General features: G+C 60.0%; 22 protein-coding genes. 7 read left to right on the plus strand and 15 right to left on the minus strand.

Features of this window, described 5'->3' with window-relative positions; genetic code table 11:
• Positions 1–10: 10 nt before the first annotated feature.
• Together FHT78_RS14860 and FHT78_RS14865 are read right to left on the minus strand one after the other, a co-directional pair.
• Positions 11–496 carry a peroxiredoxin gene (locus tag FHT78_RS14860; protein WP_183745137.1) on the minus strand — a complete coding sequence of 162 codons (486 nt, stop codon included), beginning with the start codon at positions 494–496 and terminating at the stop codon, positions 11–13.
• A gap of 70 nt (positions 497–566) precedes the next feature.
• A complete protein-coding gene (locus FHT78_RS14865) occupies positions 567–1,406 on the minus strand; it encodes a protein-disulfide reductase DsbD domain-containing protein (RefSeq protein ID WP_183745139.1) in 840 nt (279 codons plus the stop codon).
• Positions 1,407–1,547: 141 nt separating this feature from the next.
• Here FHT78_RS14865 and FHT78_RS14870 point away from each other — a divergent pair, with 141 nt between their 5' ends.
• The 3 genes from FHT78_RS14870 (at position 1,548) to FHT78_RS14880 (ending at position 3,602) form a co-directional block, all read left to right on the plus strand.
• Positions 1,548–2,153 (plus strand): YqgE/AlgH family protein, encoded by a 606-nt coding sequence (locus FHT78_RS14870; protein ID WP_183745141.1) that lies wholly within the window; start codon positions 1,548–1,550, stop codon positions 2,151–2,153.
• A 93-nt stretch (positions 2,154–2,246) separates the two neighbouring features.
• A complete protein-coding gene (locus FHT78_RS14875) occupies positions 2,247–2,438 on the plus strand; it encodes a CsbD family protein (RefSeq protein WP_183745143.1) in 192 nt (63 codons plus the stop codon).
• A gap of 87 nt (positions 2,439–2,525) precedes the next feature.
• The gene (locus FHT78_RS14880; protein WP_183745144.1) at positions 2,526–3,602 is read left to right on the plus strand and encodes a putative zinc-binding metallopeptidase; all 1,077 of its coding nucleotides are present in this window, start codon (positions 2,526–2,528) and stop codon (positions 3,600–3,602) included.
• On the opposite strand, the gene rnhA is transcribed toward FHT78_RS14880, so the two are convergent.
• From rnhA to FHT78_RS14905, 5 genes are all read right to left on the minus strand, one after another.
• Positions 3,603–4,055, minus strand: coding sequence for a ribonuclease HI (gene rnhA, locus FHT78_RS14885; RefSeq protein ID WP_183745146.1), 453 nt, complete (start codon positions 4,053–4,055; stop codon positions 3,603–3,605).
• Complete coding sequence (locus FHT78_RS14890; protein ID WP_183745148.1) at positions 4,052–5,017, minus strand: homoserine kinase; 966 nt, start codon at positions 5,015–5,017, stop codon at positions 4,052–4,054. Before FHT78_RS14890 ends, rnhA begins: the two co-directional genes overlap by 4 nt.
• 65 nt (positions 5,018–5,082) lie before the next feature.
• The gene (ispH, locus tag FHT78_RS14895) at positions 5,083–6,087 is read right to left on the minus strand and encodes a 4-hydroxy-3-methylbut-2-enyl diphosphate reductase (protein WP_183745151.1); all 1,005 of its coding nucleotides are present in this window, start codon (positions 6,085–6,087) and stop codon (positions 5,083–5,085) included.
• A 61-nt stretch (positions 6,088–6,148) separates the two neighbouring features.
• On the minus strand, positions 6,149–6,901 hold the full coding sequence (locus tag FHT78_RS14900) for an SURF1 family protein (RefSeq protein WP_183745154.1): 753 nt from the start codon (positions 6,899–6,901) through the stop codon (positions 6,149–6,151).
• A complete protein-coding gene (locus FHT78_RS14905; protein ID WP_183745157.1) occupies positions 6,894–7,274 on the minus strand; it encodes a DUF983 domain-containing protein in 381 nt (126 codons plus the stop codon). Before FHT78_RS14905 ends, FHT78_RS14900 begins: the two co-directional genes overlap by 8 nt.
• A gap of 222 nt (positions 7,275–7,496) precedes the next feature.
• Between FHT78_RS14905 and FHT78_RS14910 the strand changes: the two genes are divergently transcribed.
• The gene (locus tag FHT78_RS14910; RefSeq protein ID WP_183745160.1) at positions 7,497–8,138 is read left to right on the plus strand and encodes a chloramphenicol phosphotransferase; all 642 of its coding nucleotides are present in this window, start codon (positions 7,497–7,499) and stop codon (positions 8,136–8,138) included.
• 74 nt (positions 8,139–8,212) lie between these two features.
• Here the strand turns inward: FHT78_RS14910 and FHT78_RS14915 are convergent, their stop codons facing one another.
• The 6 genes from FHT78_RS14915 to coxB all read right to left on the minus strand — a co-directional run bounded on the left by FHT78_RS14915 (position 8,213) and on the right by coxB (position 13,532).
• On the minus strand, positions 8,213–9,091 hold the full coding sequence (locus FHT78_RS14915; protein WP_183745163.1) for a cytochrome c oxidase subunit 3: 879 nt from the start codon (positions 9,089–9,091) through the stop codon (positions 8,213–8,215).
• 57 nt (positions 9,092–9,148) lie between these two features.
• Entirely contained in the window at positions 9,149–9,754 is a 606-nt protein-coding gene (locus FHT78_RS14920; protein ID WP_183745166.1) for a cytochrome c oxidase assembly protein, read from the minus strand.
• Between the two features lie 4 nt (positions 9,755–9,758).
• The gene (locus FHT78_RS14925; RefSeq protein ID WP_183745169.1) at positions 9,759–9,896 is read right to left on the minus strand and encodes a hypothetical protein; all 138 of its coding nucleotides are present in this window, start codon (positions 9,894–9,896) and stop codon (positions 9,759–9,761) included.
• Positions 9,896–10,852 (minus strand): heme o synthase, encoded by a 957-nt coding sequence (locus FHT78_RS14930; protein ID WP_183745388.1) that lies wholly within the window; start codon positions 10,850–10,852, stop codon positions 9,896–9,898. Before FHT78_RS14930 ends, FHT78_RS14925 begins: the two co-directional genes overlap by 1 nt.
• Positions 10,853–10,917: 65 nt before the next feature.
• The gene (gene ctaD, locus FHT78_RS14935; RefSeq protein WP_183745172.1) at positions 10,918–12,621 is read right to left on the minus strand and encodes a cytochrome c oxidase subunit I; all 1,704 of its coding nucleotides are present in this window, start codon (positions 12,619–12,621) and stop codon (positions 10,918–10,920) included.
• A gap of 17 nt (positions 12,622–12,638) precedes the next feature.
• Positions 12,639–13,532, minus strand: a complete 894-nt coding sequence (gene coxB, locus FHT78_RS14940; RefSeq protein ID WP_183745175.1) for a cytochrome c oxidase subunit II — start codon at positions 13,530–13,532, stop codon at positions 12,639–12,641.
• Positions 13,533–13,846: 314 nt separating this feature from the next.
• On the opposite strand from coxB, the gene FHT78_RS14945 reads away from it, so the two are divergent.
• From FHT78_RS14945 to FHT78_RS14955, 3 genes are all read left to right on the plus strand, one after another.
• Positions 13,847–14,509, plus strand: a complete 663-nt coding sequence (locus FHT78_RS14945) for an invasion associated locus B family protein (RefSeq protein ID WP_183745178.1) — start codon at positions 13,847–13,849, stop codon at positions 14,507–14,509.
• Between the two features lie 81 nt (positions 14,510–14,590).
• Complete coding sequence (gene tldD, locus FHT78_RS14950; RefSeq protein ID WP_183745180.1) at positions 14,591–16,006, plus strand: metalloprotease TldD; 1,416 nt, start codon at positions 14,591–14,593, stop codon at positions 16,004–16,006.
• Between the two features lie 12 nt (positions 16,007–16,018).
• Positions 16,019–16,516 (plus strand): GNAT family N-acetyltransferase, encoded by a 498-nt coding sequence (locus FHT78_RS14955; RefSeq protein ID WP_183745183.1) that lies wholly within the window; start codon positions 16,019–16,021, stop codon positions 16,514–16,516.
• Here FHT78_RS14955 and FHT78_RS14960 read toward each other — a convergent pair.
• A complete protein-coding gene (locus FHT78_RS14960; RefSeq protein WP_183745185.1) occupies positions 16,489–16,833 on the minus strand; it encodes a MazG nucleotide pyrophosphohydrolase domain-containing protein in 345 nt (114 codons plus the stop codon). The genes FHT78_RS14955 and FHT78_RS14960 overlap by 28 nt on opposite strands.
• Before the next feature lie 62 nt (positions 16,834–16,895).
• Positions 16,896–18,197: a D-alanyl-D-alanine carboxypeptidase family protein gene (locus tag FHT78_RS14965; protein WP_183745188.1), complete on the minus strand. Its 1,302-nt coding sequence runs from the start codon at positions 18,195–18,197 to the stop codon at positions 16,896–16,898.
• Positions 18,198–18,416 lie beyond the last annotated feature (219 nt).

Consider the following 18,416-nt stretch of genomic DNA (forward strand, 5'->3'; position numbering starts at 1 on the left):
TGGGTCCGACTCAGAGTTGCTCAAGCATCGCCGCCGCGCCAGAAACCGTTGCCTGGCCGGGCGTTTCTTCGACGTTGAGCGACTTTACCACACCGTCCTCAATCAGCATCGAATAGCGCTTGGAACGCACGCCAAGGCCACCAGCCGAGAGATCAGCATCGAGGCCGACTGCCTTGGTGAAGCCGGCATCCCAGTCAGCAAGGAAATGGATCTTGCCAAGGCCGCCCGAAGACTGCGCCCAGGCGCCCATGACATGCCAGTCGTTGACGGCGAGAACGGCGATGTCGTCAACGCCCTTGGCGAGGATGGCATCGCGGTTTTCCAGATAGCCAGGCAGGTGGTTCAGCGAACAGGTGGGTGTAAAGGCGCCGGGTACGGCGAAGAGCACGACGCGCTTGCCGGCAAACAGCTGCTCGGTGGTGGTTTCGACCGGGCCGTCGGCTGTCTTTTCCTTGAAGGTGGCGGCAGGAAGCTTGTCGCCAATCGCGATGGTCATGGATTTTCTCCTCGGTTCTGGCTGGTTGCGGCAAGACCGCGTGGGGATTGAGAGGGACTATAAGATGCGGTCAATCAAAGGCAAGCGTGGTTTCCATGGCACGGGCGCCGTCAACGACGAGCACTCCCCATTGCTTGCCCTTGATATCGTAATTGTTCGGGAGCTTTCCGATGGCAATATCGGCGGAATAGGCCCTGCCGCTGCGCCCCACATTCATCTGCTTGGTGAAGGCATAGCCGCTCGGGCCAGTAACGATGATTTCGGGCGTTCCATTCCCCGCTTCCGGCAGAGTAACTTTCAGCGAAAGTTGCTTCAGGTCGGCTGACATCGCGTGCGCCACGACCCCGAAATCGGCAGACGGCGCTTCTGGAAGGCGGGCAGCCGCACTCTGAAGGATCGTCTGCTCCTGCGGGCGCGACTGAGCGGCAGCACCGAGACTCAGCGAAAAATGAGCCTGGAAAGGGATGCAGATATCCTTGCAAATGCCGATGAACGCCGTGGCATCTATTACGACCGGCCCTGCCTTCCAAGAAGTAAGCGATAATGGGAGGGTCACCGCCGCCGCATAGCCGATATCCTCCACCTTACCGCTGAAGATACGTTTCGGGACGGGATAGGAAATGGCGTCAAGCGTCACACCACTTTGCGGTGCGATGGTGATCTGCGGCGGGATGCCGTTATTGCCCGGTTCACGCCAATAGGTAATCCAGCCAGGTTTCGGCTCGATCTGCAAGCCAGCCCTTATATGACCGGCAGCGTCCGGCGGCAGCACCACGAGACGCATGCGGCCGCCCTCGTTCTCCGCCCAGCCGCTCATTTCCGCATGCCCCTGACGCAACAATACGAGTATGGACGCAGCCGAAATGGCTGCAAACAACAGGGGCCGCGCAAGCGATGAAATAATTCTCATGGAACAAGGGTTTACCGAAACTTGCCAATCGCCGCCAGAAGTCCTGGCCATTTAAATCTTCATTTTCGGTTGATTGATTTGTGACATTGCCCCATGTTTCTCTTGTCGGAGCCTTTGTGCGGTCTGGCGGCAGGAGGAACCATGTCCCTAGCAACGCTGAAGAACAGACGGGAACGCGGATTTTTCGATGGTCAGTTCTTGATCGCCATGCCCGGCATGGAGGATCTTAACTTCGCACGCACAGTGATCTACATTTGCGCCCACTCCGATGCTGGGGCCATGGGCTTCGTCATCAATCGCCCGCAGAGCCTCACCTTCACCGATGTCCTGCTGCATCTCGATATGATCAAGCAGGAAGATTCCATCGTGCTGCCGAAAGATGCGCGGGAGTTTCCGATCCAGACAGGTGGGCCGGTCGAGAGCGGTCGTGGTTTCGTGCTGCATTCCGACGATTATGTCAGCGACTCCTCCATCCCCGTCAGCGACGATATCTGCTTGACGGCGACGCTCGACATCGTCCGCGCCATCTCCAAGGGCGGTGGGCCGAAGCGGGCCACCATGCTGCTCGGCTATTCCTCATGGGGTGCGGGGCAGCTCGAAAACGAAGTGGCCGCCAATGGCTGGCTCAATTGCGCGGCCAATGAGGAGCTGATTTTCGACCGCTACCTCGACGACAAGTACGAGCGGGCGCTTGCCAGCATGGGTGTCACGCCGGCCATGCTTTCCGCCGAAGCCGGCCACGCCTGACGACCGCATTGGGTCCGGAACGAAACGCGTTCATCAGCGTTTCCTGTCGGCAAACGCGGACGTTCCGTCCGCCGTCCGAGAGGAGACACGAATATGGGTAGCACCGGCGACAAGATTTCCGGCAAGGTCAACGAGATGGCCGGCAAGGCGAAAAAGACTGCCGGCAAGGCCACCGGCGACCGCGAAATGCAGGCCAAGGGCAATATCCAGGAAGCCAAGGGCAAGGTGCAGGTTGCGACCGGCAAGGCCAAGGACAAGCTGAAAGGTGCTGCCGATCGGCTCTGACGCCCTCCCCGTTTCAATACATATGCAATGCCTGTCGCATCCGCGTGCGCCGGGCATTTTCCGTCATATGCTGCCTGTGAGACTGCCATGAGGCTATTTACCTGCGACAATTGCGATCAGGGCATCCACTTCGACAACAGGCAGTGCGTGCGCTGCAACCATCGCCTCGGTTTTTTTGCTGGCGATCTTTCCATGCACGCACTGGAATCGCGCGACGAGGCGAACTGGCAATTTGTCTCCGATCCGAACCGGCTTGTGCGGTTTTGTGCCAATGCGGGCCTCGATATCTGCAATTGGCTGGTGGATGACGGCAATGATTTCTGCATTGCCTGCCGGCACAATCGATTGGTGCCGAATACCGATACGCCTGACGGTATCGCGCGCTGGCGGCGCATCAGTCAGGCACAGCGCCACCTCTTCTATTCGCTGCTGCGCTGGAACCTGCCGCATCCCGACCGGCGGGAAGATCCGCAAGGCGGCCTAGTCTTCGACTTTCTTGAGGACACCGTGCAGAATGACGGCAATGTCTTGCCGGCCATGACGGGTCATGAGGAAGGGCTGATCGCTATCCGTGCGGCAGAGGCTGACGATGTCACGCGCGAGCGGGCACGCGCGGCGATGGATGAGCCCTATCGCACCCTGCTCGGCCATTTCCGTCACGAAACCGGGCATTTCATCTGGAATAAACTGGTACGCGACCGCAATGGCTTCGACGAATTCCGCGCCGTCTTCGGCGACGAGCGGCAGGATTACGGAACGGCACTGCAGGAGCGCTATGCGAATGGACCCGCTCCGGGCTGGCAGGAGAGTTTCATCAGCGCCTATGCCTCCGTCCATCCCTGGGAGGATTTTGCAGAATGTTTCGCGCATTATCTGCATATCGTCGATACGCTGGAGACGGCACGCAGCTTCGGCATGGCGATCGATCCGCGCGGGCATGAAGAGATTGCAGCGGAAGTAGATTTCAATCCCTACCGTGCGCAGAGTGCGGAACAGCTCATCAGCGCCTGGGTGCCGCTCAGCCTTGCGATCAATGCTATCCAGCGCAGCATGGGCCAGCCGGATTCCTATCCCTTCGTGCTGTCCCCGCCGGTCGTGGCTAAGCTGGAATACCTGCACCGACTGATACAGAATGCCGCCAACGAGAAACAGCAGGCGGCATGATCAGCCGACCTTCTTGCTTCTTTTGAAAGGCTCCATGCCCTTGCGGGCAAGCTCATCGGCACGTTCGTTCTCGGGATGGCCGGCGTGACCCTTGACCCAATGGAGCGTCACCTTATGCCTGTTGCGGGCCTCCTCGAGCGCCTGCCAGAGTTCGGCATTCTTCACCGGCTTATTGTCCGATGTTCTCCAGCCGTTCTTCTTCCAGCCGAAGATCCATTTGGAAATGCCATCTTTCACATAGGCGCTGTCGGTGTAGAGATCGACCTCGCAGGGCTCCTTCAGGGCGCTGAGCGCGGAGATGGCAGCCAGGAGTTCCATGCGGTTGTTGGTGGTGTCCGCCTCGCCGCCGGAGAGTTCCTTTTCCACCTCGCCAAAACGAAGCACCGCCCCCCAGCCACCGGGACCGGGGTTGCCGGAGCACGCGCCATCGGTGAAGATATCGATGTGCTTCATAAACTCAGTCCATATTCTGCCGGCGAGGTAATCCGGCGGTGGAAGCGCAGCTTGCGCAGATATTCCAGCGGATCCTTTTTTGTCACCATCGCCCCCTGAGGCGTCGTCAGCCAGTCGTAAAGACGGGTCAGGAAGAAACGCAAGGCCGAGCCGCGGGAGAGAATCGGCAGGGCAGCGATTTCCTCATCACTCAACGGCCGTACGCTCTGATACCCTTCCAGCATCTGCATGCCCTTGGTGATGTTGTAGGCACCGTCCTTCTCGAAGCACCAGGCATTGAGGCAAATCGAGACGTCATAGGCGAGAAGATCGTTGCAGGCGAAATAGAAATCGATGAGACCCGACAGTTCGTCACCGAGGAAGAAGACGTTGTCCGGGAAAAGATCGGCGTGGATGATGCCATCAGGCAAATCCTTCGGCCAATAGGCCCGCAGGAAATTGAGCTCGCTGCGGATCTCGTTCTGCAGCCCGGGCTCAACTTCGTCGGCGCGTGATGCCGACTTATCCCATAGTGTCTGCCAGCCTTCCAGCGACAGGGCATTCGGCCGCGTCAGTGCAAAACCTTCGCCAGCGACATGCATCTGCGCCAGCGCCTTGCCGACTTCACGGCAATGTTTGGCTTCCGGCTTTCTGAGCCACATGCCTTCTAGAAAGGATATAAGCGCGGCCGGCCGGCCCGACAGCGTGCCAAGCAGCGCGCCATCCTTGCGCGGCAACGGCAGCGGGCAGGACAGGCCGCCGGCCGACAAATGCTGCATCAGGCCGAGGAAGAAGGGCAGATCGCTCTTTTCCACCCGCTTTTCGTAAAGCGTCAGGATGAGCGGCGCCTTGGATGTGTGCAGCAGGAAATTGGAATTCTCCACGCCTTCCGCGATGCCCTTATAGGAGAGCAGCTGGCCGGCATCATATTCAGTGAGAAACCATTTCAGCTCGTCTTCGGCGATATCGGTATAAACTGCCAAGGTGGGTATCTCACTGTAGTAGCGGTGTTATCGGGTAGGCAGGGCAGAGAGGGCAGCCCCTCACCTCATTCCCCGTTCACGAATGCCATGTCCGCCGTCGTCAATTCAAGGCTGCGCAGTTCGCGATTAACGAGGAAATGCTCGTTTTCCTGCACGGTTTCGGCAAGCTCGACGCGGGCATCGAAGCGGGTGCGGAAGGCCTCGATGATCTCGTTGACGATCACTTCAGGGGCGGAAGCACCGGCGGACAGACCGAGCGTGGCAATCGGGCCGATCTCATCCCAGTCGAGCTCGGAAGCGCGCTGCACGAGGATCGACTTCGTCGCGCCGGCCCGGAGCGCCACTTCGACGAGCCGCTTGGAATTGGAGGAATTCGGCGCGCCGACAATGATGAACAGATCGCAGCCGGGGGCTGCTTCCTTCACCACCTCCTGGCGGTTGGTCGTGGCATAGCAGATGGAATCAGCAGCCGGCGCCTGCAGCTTGGGGAAGCGCTCTTCCAGCCGTTTGATGACCCCGGCGGTATCGTCGACCGAGAGCGTCGTCTGCGTGACATAGCCGAGATTATCGGGATCATCGGGCTGATAAACGTCTGCATCCTCGACAGTTTCGATGAGCGAAACAGCGCCTTCGGGCAACTGCCCCATGGTGCCGATCACTTCGGGATGACCGGCGTGGCCGATCAGGACGACATGGCGACCGAGGCGATTATGGCGCATCGCCTGCTTGTGGACCTTGGAGACCAGCGGACAGGTTGCGTCGAGATAAAAGAGGTTGCGGGCATTTGCATCCGCGGGCACGGATTTCGGCACGCCATGGGCGGAAAAGACGACCGGCTGGGCACGATGTTCTGCCGGGATCTCGTCAAGCTCCTCGACGAAGACGGCTCCCTTGGCTTCCAACCCTTCCACGACATAACGGTTATGGACGATCTCGTGGCGGACATAGACAGGCGCGCCATAGGCCTTCAGCGCCAGCACGACGATCTGGATGGCCCGATCAACGCCGGCACAGAAGCCGCGCGGACCGCAGAGCCTGATCGTCAACGGAGGTTTTGCCGCAGTGTTCATAACATATCCAGGTTAAGCTTCAGGGACCTCTAACCCAATATGGGTCGGAATTGAAGCGATACTATTGCGCCGCACCTTTGCGGGGACGAAACCAGGAGATGGCAACGACAACGACCAGCACCGCAGCCAGCCCGTACCAGGTGAAGGCATATTGCAGATGGTCGTTCGGCAGATCGACCTGCGTCACGCCGCCGATCGGAAAGCCCGCCGGGTTGGGCGTGGAATCGGCATCGACGAAGAAGGGCACGACATCAGCCTTGTTGAGATCCACGCTCGATGCCATTACATCGAGATCTTTCCAATAGAAGATGTTCTTCGCCACGTCATTGTCAGGCACGAGCGAGGAGGGTTTGCCGGGGAGTTTGGCACGCGCGAGGCCGGTAACCGTCTGCTGGCCGGTCAACTGGCCCTGCATACGCATTTCCGGCTCCTTGTTCTCATAGGGAACGAAGCCTCTGTTGACGAAGAGGTACCGCCCGTTCGCAAGCTGCAGCGGTGTATAGATGTAATAGCCGGTCTGGCCGTGCCAGGTGGCGAAGAAATGGCGTTCCTTGTTATTGATGTAGCGGCCAGTGGCAGTGACCGCGCGGTATTCGATATCGCCGCCCTGAGCGGCCATCGTCTCGATATCGGCAAGCGGAACCGGAGCTGAGGCTCGGCGCTCGGCAATATCTGCGAGCAGCCCCTCCTTCCAATGAAGACGCTCTACCTGCCAGGTACCGAGCGAGATCAGGATAGCGAATGCGATGAGAACGGCAGCGCCGGTAAACACCGGCAACTTGCGACGCGGGACCGGACTCTCGATGTCAGTCACTCAGGCGTCCCTCCCGAGCATTATGGCGATATTGCATGGCGATGAGAATGCCTTTGCACCAGCGCAGCGCCAGCAGGGAAAGTATGATTGTGAGCGGGGCAAAGAGCAGAATGTGAACCCAGATCGGCGGAGCATAATTGACCTGCAGCCAGAGCACCGAACCGATAATGATGAAGCCGACGATGAGGATGACGAAGACGGCGGGGCCATCGCCTGCATCGGCGAAGGAATAGTCGAGCCCGCAGGCTGAGCAGTGCGGCTTGAGGCTCAGCACGCCATCGAAAAGCTGCCCATGACCGCAGCGCGGACAGCATCCCCTGATGCCGGTCTTGACCGGATCGAGCGGTGGAAATTGCACGTTGTCTTCACTCATGCCCGTCTCCCATGCCGACGCTTTTGCCGTCTGCCTTAACTCTCCCATAAAGTATTCGCATCCCGAATGGAAATGCCTGCGCGGTTTCGCCGCCGCATAATTCCTCAGATCGAAATCGATTCAGGGAATTATGTAGCAATTCAAAGTGTTACAGCGTCCTTTGCTCGTCTGGAAAGACGAGCGGCGCTGTAATGATTCGCGCCAAACAGAAGAAGGAGACTGATGACCAACGATAGCCATGCCGGACAGATCATTATCCTGAACGGCGCGCCGCGAAGCGGCAAATCCAGCATTGCGCGCGCAATCCAGGAAGAATTCGAGGGGCCGTGGATCAACCTCGGCGTTGATACCTATAATGCCATGACACCGAAGCGCTACCTGCCCGGCATCGGATTGAGGCCCGGCGGAGAGCGGCCGGATCTCGAAGAACTGGTGCCGTTCTTCTATGCAGCGCTTTATGAATCGATCGCCATCCATGCCGGTTTCGGGCTCAACGTGGTCGCCGATCTTGGCCATCACGACAGCTATTCGCAGCCACTCGGCATTCTCGGCGACTGCGCCCGCCGCCTGGAAGGCTTTTCCGTGCTGTTCGTCGGCGTCAGATGCCCGATCGAAACGATCATGCAGCGGCGCGAGATCAACCAGGAAGGGCGCGAGGCCCTCTACCTGCGTGCTACCGAGGAGACACCTGTGCCGGAACCGGTGCAGCGCTGGCAGGACGAGGTGCACCGCCCCGGCCTCTACGACATGGAGGTCGATACATCAGTGCTGACGGCGCTCGAATGCGCCGAGGCCATCCGCCACCAGCTCGATCTCGGCGTTCCCGAGCCTTCGGCCTTCGAGAGCCTGGTCGCCCAGCGATAAGCCGAGAACCATTTAAGTAAAGAAAAAGGCGGGGCCGATGGCGCCCGCCTTTTCTGATTTCTATCCGGCCTCGATCAGCCCGCAGCGACCGGAGCACCCCAGCCGCCCCAGACATAGATGCAGAAGAACAGGAACAGCCAGACGACGTCGACGAAGTGCCAGTACCAGGCAGCCGCTTCGAAGCCGAAGTGCTGCTTTGGCGTAAAGTCGCCGCGCAACGCCCTGATGAGGCAGACCAGCAGGAAGATGGTGCCGACCAGAACGTGGAAGCCGTGGAAACCGGTCGCCATGAAGAAGGTCGCGCCGTAGATCGAGTTGCGGAACTCGAACGGAGCGTGAGCATATTCATAGGCCTGGACGGAGGAGAAGAGAACGCCGAGCAGGACCGTCAACGTCAGGCCCTGAATAAGGCCCTTGCGGTCGTTGTGCAGGAGAGCGTGGTGAGCCCAGGTCACGGTCGTGCCCGACAGCAGCAGGATGACGGTGTTATAGATCGGCAGGTGCCATGGATCGAGAACTTCGATGCCCTTCGGCGGCCAGACACCACCGGTATAGGCTAGGCGCGAAGCCTGGATGGCTTCATGCGGATAGAGGCTGGCGTCGAAATAGGCCCAGAACCAGGCTACGAAGAACATCACTTCCGAAGCGATGAACATGATCATGCCGTAACGCAGGTGCAGCGATACGACGCGCGTATGAGCACCCTCATGAGCTTCCTTCACGGTGTCGGACCACCAGCCGTACATGACGTAGAAAACGACAGCCAGGCCGATGAAGAAGACCCACGGCTGAGCCCATTCGATACCGAAAACATGCAGCGAGCCGCCGTTCAGGTAGCGCATGTAGCCGACGCCGCCAAAGGCCATCAGGAATGCGCCGAGCGAGGCCAGTATCGGCCATGGGCTCGGAGCTATGATGTGATAGTCGTGATTCTTCTGATGAGCATCGGCCATGTCAGATCCCCGGTGTCTTCCTTCTCCGCTTCCGGCAATGCCGGAAACACTCCTCAATCAAAGTTTCTTTTCAGTCTTTTCCGTTCCACCTTCATTCGAAGCCACCGGCTTCGGACCGTCTTTGGGGTAGAACGTATACGAAAGCGTGACCGTGCGAATGCTTTTCGATTCAGCGGCCTTGGTAATTTCCGGATCGATGTAGAATACGACCGGCATTTCAAGCTTTTCGCCCGGCTTCAGGTCTGTCTCATTAAAGCAGAAACATTGCACCTTGTTGAAATAGGCGCCCGCCTCGCCCGGCGTCACGTTGAAGACCGCCTGGCCGCGCTGGGTTTCGTTGGAACGGTTTTCGGCGATGAAATTGACCTGGATGGTCTCGCCGATCTTCGGATTGACCTCGCGCTCCACCGGCTTGAATTCCCATTGCAGGCCGGGAGCGACGTTGGCGTCGAAGGTGACGCGCATCGTCCGGTCAAGAATGACGCTCGAGACCTGATCCACACGCTGCGTCGTGCCGTTATAGCCGGTCACCTGACAGAAGAGCCGGTAGAGCGGCACGGCAGCATAGCTCATGGCGCCCATACCGACGACGAAGCTCAGGCACATGAAGACGACGGCAGCATTGTTGCGCGGCTTCTTCGGTGCGTTGACGGCGTCGCTCATTCCGTCACCCCGCATGTCCCAGGAACTTGACGATGGTGATGGTGTAGAAAAGAATCACCAGACCGGCGAGCGCGACACCCAGTGCGATGTTGCGATTGCGGCGCGACTTGCGCTGCGCTTCGGTAAGCTTGACCAGCTCCATCAGAATGAGCCTCCTGCATACGAAACCAGCATGGCCACCAGCCGGTCGAGCAACAGCGCGGAGAACACGGCGAAGAGGTAGAAGATCGAGAATCCGAACAGCTTCTTCGCCGGGATCATCTTCAGATCGCCGTCGGGCATACGCCAGACGGCGATGGAACAGTATATGAAGACCACACCGAGTGCTGCGGCGACGACCCCATAGCCGACGCTGGCAAAGCCGAGGAAGGTCGGCAGCACCGCGCAGACAGCAGTTAGCATGGCATAGGCGACGATCTGATGCTTGGTGGTGCGCTCACCCGATACGTTCGGAAGCATCGGCACACCGACGGCTTCGTAATCCCGCATCTTGAAGAGCGCGAGCGCCCAGAAATGGGCCGGCGTCCACAGGAAGATGATGAGGAAGAGGACCGTGCTTTCGATCGTGATGGAATTGGTTACACAGGCCCAGCCGATCATCGGCGGGAAAGCGCCGGCCGCGCCACCGATGACGATGTTCTGCGGCGTCGAGCGCTTCAGCCACATCGTGTAGATGACGACATAGAAGAAGATCGTGAACGCGAGGATAAAGGCCGACAGCCAGTTGACCGCAAGGCCGAGGATCGCCACCGAGAAACAGGAGAGAACGAGGCCGAAGGCCAGCGCTTCCTTGGGCAGGATGCGTCCGGCCGGGATCGGGCGCTTGGCGGTGCGGCTCATGACGGCGTCGATGTCGGCGTCATACCACATGTTCAAAGCACCGGACGCCCCTGCGCCAACGGCAATGCAGAGGATGGCGGTCAGGCCGAGGATCGGATTGATGTGACCCGGCGCCAGCACCAGGCCGGCAAAGGCCGTGAAGACCACGAGCGACATGACTCGCGGTTTCAGAAGCTCGAAATAATCGCGCGCGCTAGCTTCCGACAAGCGAAAATCCCCGTCGTTTGCAAGAGCCTCGTGATTGTCGAAAACCGTCATCATTCAGTCCTGAATTCCTCAATCGCCAGACGCCGCAGAAGCCTGCAGCGTCTGGATCCGGCATTTTACTTGATCCGCGGGAGCTGTTCCCACTGATGGTAGGGCGGCGGCGAAGGCAGCTGCCATTCCAGCGTCGTTGCGCCCTCACCCCACGGATTATCGCCGGCAATGCGCTTCCTGGCGAAGGCTTCCCAGACGCCGATGAGGAAAATGATTACGCCGACGAATGATATGTAGGAGCCGATCGAGGAAACGTAGTTCCAGCCGGCGAATGCATCCGGATAGTCGATGTAGCGGCGCGGCATGCCGGCGAGGCCGAGGAAGTGCTGCGGGAAGAACACGAGGTTCACACCGATGAACATGACCCAGAAGTGCAGCTTGCCAAGGAACTCGTTGTACATATAGCCGGTCATCTTCGGGAACCAGTAGTACCAGGCAGCGAAGATGGCGAAGACGGCGCCGAGCGACAGAACGTAGTGGAAGTGAGCCACGACGTAATAGGTGTCATGCAGCGAGCGGTCAAGGCCGGCGTTGGCGAGTTGGACACCCGTCACACCACCGACGGTGAAGAGGAAGATGAAGCCGATCGCCCAGATCATCGGCGTGCGGAAGGTGATAGAGCCACCCCACATCGTTGCGATCCAGGAGAAGATCTTCACACCCGTCGGGACAGCGATGACCATCGTCGCGAAGACGAAGTAGCGCTGGGCGTCGAGCGACAGTCCAACCGTGTACATGTGGTGAGCCCAGACCACGAAGCCGACGGCACCGATGGCGACCATGGCGTAGGCCATGCCGAGGTAACCGAAGACCGGCTTCTTCGAGAAGGTCGACACGATGTGGCTGATGATGCCGAAGCCCGGCAGGATCAGGATGTAGACTTCCGGGTGGCCGAAGAACCAGAACAGGTGCTGGTAGAGGATCGGGTCACCGCCGCCTTCCGGCGCGAAGAAGGCCGTGCCGAAGTTACGGTCCGTGAGGAGCATGGTGATGGCGCCGGCCAGAACCGGCAGCGACAGCAGCAGCAGGAAGGCGGTGATCAGCACGGCCCAGGCAAAGAGCGGCATCTTGTGCAGCGTCATGCCCGGAGCGCGCATGTTGAGGATCGTGGTGATGAAGTTGATCGCACCGAGGATCGACGATGCGCCGGCAATGTGCAGCGCGAAGATCGCAAGGTCGACCGCCGGGCCAGGGTGACCGCCGACTGCGAGCGGCGGATACATGGTCCAGCCGCCGCCTGCGCCATATGCGCCGGCTGGGCCTTCGACGAACATCGAGATGACCAGGAGCAGGAAGGCCGGAACGATCAGCCAGAAAGAGATGTTGTTCAGGCGCGGAAAGGCCATATCCGGTGCGCCGATCATGATCGGCACCATCCAGTTGGCGAAACCGCCGATCATCGCCGGCATGACCATGAAGAAGATCATGATCAGTGCGTGAGCGGTGGTGAAGACGTTGAACATGTGCTTGGCGCCATCGATGGCGGCATCACCTTCGAAGCCATAGACCATGGAGGCCAGGCCGTGGAAGATCTGGATGCCCGGCTCCTGCAGCTCCATGCGCATGGCGACGGAGAGAAGGCCGCCGACGATACCGGCGAAGATCGCGAAGATCAGGTAGAGCGTGCCGATATCCTTGTGGTTCGTGGAGAAGAACCAGCGGTCGGCAAAGCTCGGCGCATGAGAGTGATCGTGATGGTCGTCATGCGCGTGAGCGTCATGAGCGTGGTGATCATGAGAATGATCGTCGTGAGCGGAAGGTCCAGCCATTGTCCCGATCCCCTATCTTACTTTGCGACGTTTTCAGCGACATCGACGGTCTTTGCAGGACCATCGGCAGCGGCGATCAGTGTCTTGTAGGCGCCGGGCAAGTCGCTGGCGGCCGTGGTCAGCCACTGCTTGTACTTGTCCTCGGAGACGACGCGGATAGCGATCGGCATGAACGCATGGTCCTTGCCGCAAAGCTCGGAACACTGGCCGTAGAAGAGGCCTTCGCGCTCGGCGCGGAACCAGGTTTCGTTGAGACGGCCCGGAACCGCGTCGATCTTGATGCCGAAGGACGGCATGGCAAAAGCGTGGATAACGTCGGTCGGCGCGGCAGTGACGAGAACACGAACGGTCTTGTTGACCGGCAACACCAGCTCATTGTCGACGGCCAGAAGACGCGGATAGACAGCAAGATCGGCCTTGCCCGCAGCAGCGCGATCCGGTTCCTTCAGAAGATAGGAGTCGAAGGCGACAGGCGTTTCGCCCGAGCCTTCATATTCATAGTTCCACTGCCACTGGGTCGCGGTCGCCTTGATGGTCACGTCAGGGTTTTCCGGCAGCGTCAGCTGCGCAGTGAGCAGGTTGAAAGAGGGAACGGCGAGAAAGAGAAGCACGAGGACCGGTCCCACAGTCCAGATGACTTCGATCAGCGTGTTATGGCTCGTCCTGGAGGGAACCGGGTTTGCAGAAGCCCGGAACTTGAAACAGACGACCAGGATGAGAACGAGAACGAACAGCGTGATCGGAACGATGAACCACAGCGTGTATTGTTCGAACCAGTGGATCTCCCGCATGATCGGCGTCGCTGCCGGCTGCAGGGTGGCCTGCCACGGCGTCGGCTGATCGGCATATGTGCCGGAAGCAAAAAGCAGACAGACCAGCGCGGTCAGAGCTGCAAAAGCCTTCTTAATCACCTTGTAATCTCCCTCGAGCGCTGATCTACATCAAATCGGACGCAGAATCCTTGCCATCTTCTGCGCTTCAAACCACAGTTTGGCATCCGCCGCAACAGGCAGAAGCAATTGTCTATGCGGCATTTTTGCTTAAAGACTGCCTGCTCGGCGGCGGCAAAACATTGCAAGCTTTTCATCAGCATACGAAAAACGCGCTTCAGGGCCAATCCGCCTGCCGCACATTCTTTTGGCGAGGTCCTATTTCTGCCGCAGTCCCCCGGTTTTCACGGGTTGGGGCTTTTCATTTTCCGTGGGCAGCTTCAACAATAGCGGCAATGATTCGATATCCAGAGGTTTTCATGGGTTTCCGTTCCCTCGCGCGGTCTTTTGTTCTGACCGCAGGCATCGCGGCCGCCGCGACGAGCCCCGTTTTCGCTCAACAGACGCCGACGCCCGCGCAGTCGCGTCCTGCCGCGCCTGCTCCGAAGCCCGCCCCGGCACAGCAGCCCGCACCGTCTACGACGCCGAACGTCGAGCAGGTGACGCCCGGCCAGACCCAGCCGGCGGCTCCCGGCACGGTCCGTTCCAACCATGGCGCATGGTCGGTCGTCTGCGACAAGCCGGCAGGCGCTTCGACCGAGCAGTGTGCGCTGATGCAGAATGTCATCGCCGAAGACCGTCCGGAAGTGGGCCTGTCCGTCGTCGTCCTGAAGACGGCCGACCGCAAGTCCAAGATCCTGCGTGTGCTGGCGCCGCTTGGCGTGCTGCTGCCGAACGGCCTCGGCCTCAATGTCGACGGCAAGGATATCGGCCGCGCCTATTTCGTGCGCTGCTTCGCCGATGGCTGCTACGCCGAAGTCGTTCTCGAAGACGAACTGCTCAAGACCTTCCGCAGCGGCGCCCAGGCAACCTTCATCGTTTTCCAGACGCCGGAAGAAGGCATCGGCATCCCCGTAGACCTAAAGGGGTTCGCGGAAGGCTATGACGCCCTGCCCTGATTTGGCGGGGCTTGCTCGCGCAGCACAACAGACCTACATCGGCTATTGAGCATTCCCGCTCTCCTTGCGGAGCAAAAGACCATGACCAACGATCTCCTGACGCTTTTCGATGCCGATGAAGCGACGATGCGCAAGCATGTCGCTGAAGCGCTTTCCGGCGCCGATGACGGCGAACTCTTCATCGAGCACGCGCAGGCGGAATCGCTGACCTTTGACAACGGTCGCCTCAAGGGCGGCAGCTTCAACACCGAACAGGGTTTTGGCCTGCGAGCAGTCGCGGGCGAGGCTGTCGGCTACGCGCATGCGGGCGATCTTTCCATCTCGGCGCTGAAGCGGGCAGCCGACGCGGTCAGCGCCGTGACACGTGGTTATTCCGGCTCTTACGCGGCAGCGCCGCAGCGCACTAACCGCAAGCTCTACACCGACGAGAACCCGATCGGCTCGCCGACCTTCGAGGAGAAGGTGAAGGTGCTGACGGATATCGACGCCTATCTGCGCGGCAAGAATGACAAGGTGCGGCAGGTCACGGCATCGGTCGCGGCAAGCTGGCAGGTGGTCGATATCCTGCGCGCCGATGGCCACCGCGTGCAGGACATCCGGCCGATGACACGTATCAACATCTCCGTCATGGTGGGCGAAGGCGACCGGCAGGAGAGCGGCTCCTATGGTCAGGGCGGACGCATCGGTTTCGGCGATTTCATCGCAACCGGAAACTGGCAGCACGGGGCCGATGAGGCGCTGCGGCAGGCACTTGTCAATCTCGAAGCGATCGATGCGCCGGCGGGCACGATGGATGTGGTGCTCGGCTCCGGCTGGCCGGGCGTCATGCTGCACGAAGCCGTGGGCCATGGCCTCGAAGGTGACTTCAACCGCAAGAAGACGTCCGCATTTGCGGGCCTCCTGGGCCAGATGGTAGCGGCACCGGGCGTGACCGTCGTTGACGACGGCACGATCGACAGCCGCCGCGGCTCGATCACCATAGACGACGAAGGCACACCCTCCGCCTACAACGTGTTGATCGAAAACGGCAAGCTCGTCGGTTACATGCAGGACCGGCAGAACGCCCGGCTGATGGGCATGGCGGCGACTGGCAACGGCCGCCGCCAAGGCTATGCGCATGTGCCGATGCCGCGCATGACCAACACCTATATGCTCGGCGGCGACAAGTCGCCGGAAGAGATCATCGCTTCGGTCAAGAAGGGCGTCTACGCTGTCTCCTTCGGCGGCGGTCAGGTGGATATCACCTCAGGCAAGTTCGTGTTCGGCTGCACCGAGGCCTATCTCATCGAAAACGGCAAGATCGGCGCGCCGATCAAAGGCGCCATGCTGATCGGCAACGGCCCGGATGCGATGAAGCGCGTATCGATGATCGGCAACGATATGAAGCTCGACACCGGCATCGGCAATTGCGGCAAGGCAGGCCAGTGGGTGCCAGTCGGGGTCGGCCAGCCGCATCTGCGCATGGATCAGGTGACCGTCGGCGGCACACAGACCTGAGGCGGTGCGACCATGGCCGAGATCGAGATCAGAACCTTCGCCCCTGACGATGCCGATGGCGTGATCTCGGTCATCCTGCCGATCCAGCGCGAAGAATTCGGCATCGACATCACCGCCGATACCCAGCCCGACCTGCGCGTCATTCCCGACTTCTATCAGTCGGGCAAGGGCCAGTTCTGGGTCGCAGTGAAAGATGGCGTGATTGTCGGCACGGTCGGCCTCAAAGATATCCGCAACAATCAGGCAGCCCTTCGGAAGATGTTCGTCGCCGCTGAGGTGCGGGGCCGCGAACATGGTGTAGCCACCCGGCTGCTCGAGGCGCTCCTTGCCCATGCCGGCGAAGTCGGCGTGACCGATATCTTCCTCGGCACGACCGAGAAGTTTTTTGCCGCACACCGGTTCTATGAAAAGAACGGCTTTTCCGAGATCCCCACTGAGGACCTACCACGAACCTTCCCGCGCATGGCCGTCGATAGCAAATTCTACCGGCGCAAAGTCTCTGCCCTCTGACCATCAAATGGCTCAGGCGCCGGCCTGAACTTCCATTTCCGTTCAATAGCGGCCACCAAATCAATGTCATGACGCCGAGCGAAGAGCAGCACGTGACCGAGGATATCGGCAGCCTCGTCTGCGAGGTCGCGCTCCATCTCCTCGGGTGACCGTCCCTTGGCCCGGCCGCGGCCGGTCAGACGGTTCCAGGCCTGGGTTAGCTCACCCATCTCCTCCTGCAATTTCAGCAGGAACCAGTCGGCATCACGCTCGATGTCGTTGGCGGCGGCGTAGGTGGACGATGAGGTCTCGAACTGATCGGCGAGCCGTTGCAGCATGACGTTCTCCTTTTGTTTATGAGGAGAGCGCCGATTCCCGGAAATTGTCCAGAGTGTGGAAATCAACCCTGGTTCGGCAGGAGCATGCAGTCATAGGAGCGCTTCTTCAGGGCATCGCAGGCAGACGTCGCATCTTCCTTGCTCCTGAAGCCGACGAAACGGGCGCGATAAACCGCATTGGCGCCCTTGCCGACAGCTTCCGTGTAAGGCGAGGCGGAAACGAGCGGCGCGCCGGCCTCGGACTGGGCCTGCGCAAGAAGTGCGCGGGCAGCATCGGCGCTCGGGGCGGCCGAGATCTGGATCTGCCAGCCACCTGCCTTGTCGGCTGGTGCCTTGCCGACTGGCGCTTTCGGCGCCTTGCCGGCATTCATGATCTCGTCCATTGCCGCCGGGCGCTCCAGCGGGATAACGCCATCGTCGGCATAACCGAGCGTCTTCGGTGCCGGTGCTGCTGCCTCATCCACAACGCGCGGCGCGCCTGCCGGCACGGGAACATCGGCGTCATCCGCGGCCGATGCGACCTCGACCTGCTGCTTCGCATTGATGCTGGCGGTCAGCTTGGCGGCGCCGGAGGCGGCACGTTCCATATAGCGGTCGAACAATCCGGCCATCTTGGCATCACGGCTGCGGGCGGTGCGGCCGCCGAGCACTACGCCGACCACGCGGCGGTTGCCGTCTTTCACGGCGCTGACGATGTTGAAGCCGGAGGCATTGGTGTAACCGGTCTTAATGCCATCCATGCCCTGGTAGCGATACATGAGATTGTTGTGGCCGCGGATGGTCCGGCCGCGGAAATTGAAGCTCGCAGTGGAGAAGAGCCGATATTCGCTAGGATAGTTCTTCATCAGCGCCACGGCGAGTGTGGACATGTCACGCGCCGTGGTAACCTGGCGATTGTCCGGCAGGCCGGAAGCATTGACGAATACCGTGCGGCTCATGCCGAGCTGGCGAGCCTTCTGAGTCATGAGCCTTGCGAAATTACTTTCCGAGCCGCCGAGCTTTTCACCGATGGCGGCAGCAGCATCATTGGCCGATTTGACGATCATGCCATAGACCGCCTCACGCACGGTGATGGTACCGCCCGCCTTTACGCCGAGCTTCGTCGGCGGACGGGAGGCCGCATATTTCGACATCGTGATCGGCGTATCCCAGGTGAGCTTTCCACGGTTCAATGCCTCGAAGGTGAGATAAAGGGTCATCATCTTCGTGAGCGAAGCCGGATGGTTCAGCGTATCGCCGTTTTCGGACGCCAGGACCTTACCGGTGCGGGCATCGAGCACGAGGGACGCACTGCCGGCGAAGGCCGCAACGGGTGTGGAAAGAGCCAGCGTCGCAGTCAGAATGGCAACCAAAAGCGTCTTCATGCACGTCCCCTCGAATGTTCCGGCAGTTCAACACGACCGGCATTTTGTCCCGTATTGTGACACATGCCCATAATCTGGCGCGACTTTGAGGCAACGGCCAAGAGTTTTCCAAGCTTTTGTGCCGCTCGGTTAACGGGCGGTAAAAGCATCCTTTTTCCGAGCAGGATTCAGCAAGGTTTAACGGCGGTATTGATAACCTCTGTGACACGAATACCGAGC

The sequence above is a fragment of the Rhizobium sp. BK196 genome, assembly GCF_014193255.1.
Taxonomy (GTDB): Bacteria; Pseudomonadota; Alphaproteobacteria; order Rhizobiales; family Rhizobiaceae; genus Rhizobium.

What these genes read in the sequence shown, in the direction of transcription:
- FHT78_RS14860 (WP_183745137.1), bottom strand. Translation starts at nt 496, where the DNA reads ATGACCATCGCGATTGGCGACAAGCTTCCTGCCGCCACCTTCAAGGAA.
- FHT78_RS14865 (WP_183745139.1), bottom strand. Translation starts at nt 1,406, where the DNA reads ATGAGAATTATTTCATCGCTTGCGCGGCCCCTGTTGTTTGCAGCCATT.
- FHT78_RS14870 (WP_183745141.1), top strand. Translation starts at nt 1,548, where the DNA reads ATGTCCCTAGCAACGCTGAAGAACAGACGGGAACGCGGATTTTTCGAT.
- FHT78_RS14875 (WP_183745143.1), top strand. Translation starts at nt 2,247, where the DNA reads ATGGGTAGCACCGGCGACAAGATTTCCGGCAAGGTCAACGAGATGGCC.
- FHT78_RS14880 (WP_183745144.1), top strand. Translation starts at nt 2,526, where the DNA reads ATGAGGCTATTTACCTGCGACAATTGCGATCAGGGCATCCACTTCGAC.
- rnhA (WP_183745146.1), bottom strand. Translation starts at nt 4,055, where the DNA reads ATGAAGCACATCGATATCTTCACCGATGGCGCGTGCTCCGGCAACCCC.
- ispH (WP_183745151.1), bottom strand. Translation starts at nt 6,087, where the DNA reads ATGAACACTGCGGCAAAACCTCCGTTGACGATCAGGCTCTGCGGTCCG.
- FHT78_RS14905 (WP_183745157.1), bottom strand. Translation starts at nt 7,274, where the DNA reads ATGAGTGAAGACAACGTGCAATTTCCACCGCTCGATCCGGTCAAGACC.
- FHT78_RS14910 (WP_183745160.1), top strand. Translation starts at nt 7,497, where the DNA reads ATGACCAACGATAGCCATGCCGGACAGATCATTATCCTGAACGGCGCG.
- FHT78_RS14915 (WP_183745163.1), bottom strand. Translation starts at nt 9,091, where the DNA reads ATGGCCGATGCTCATCAGAAGAATCACGACTATCACATCATAGCTCCG.
- FHT78_RS14920 (WP_183745166.1), bottom strand. Translation starts at nt 9,754, where the DNA reads ATGAGCGACGCCGTCAACGCACCGAAGAAGCCGCGCAACAATGCTGCC.
- FHT78_RS14925 (WP_183745169.1), bottom strand. Translation starts at nt 9,896, where the DNA reads ATGGAGCTGGTCAAGCTTACCGAAGCGCAGCGCAAGTCGCGCCGCAAT.
- FHT78_RS14930 (WP_183745388.1), bottom strand. Translation starts at nt 10,852, where the DNA reads ATGACGGTTTTCGACAATCACGAGGCTCTTGCAAACGACGGGGATTTT.
- ctaD (WP_183745172.1), bottom strand. Translation starts at nt 12,621, where the DNA reads ATGGCTGGACCTTCCGCTCACGACGATCATTCTCATGATCACCACGCT.
- FHT78_RS14945 (WP_183745178.1), top strand. Translation starts at nt 13,847, where the DNA reads ATGATTCGATATCCAGAGGTTTTCATGGGTTTCCGTTCCCTCGCGCGG.
- tldD (WP_183745180.1), top strand. Translation starts at nt 14,591, where the DNA reads ATGACCAACGATCTCCTGACGCTTTTCGATGCCGATGAAGCGACGATG.
- FHT78_RS14955 (WP_183745183.1), top strand. Translation starts at nt 16,019, where the DNA reads ATGGCCGAGATCGAGATCAGAACCTTCGCCCCTGACGATGCCGATGGC.
- FHT78_RS14960 (WP_183745185.1), bottom strand. Translation starts at nt 16,833, where the DNA reads ATGCTGCAACGGCTCGCCGATCAGTTCGAGACCTCATCGTCCACCTAC.
- FHT78_RS14965 (WP_183745188.1), bottom strand. Translation starts at nt 18,197, where the DNA reads ATGAAGACGCTTTTGGTTGCCATTCTGACTGCGACGCTGGCTCTTTCC.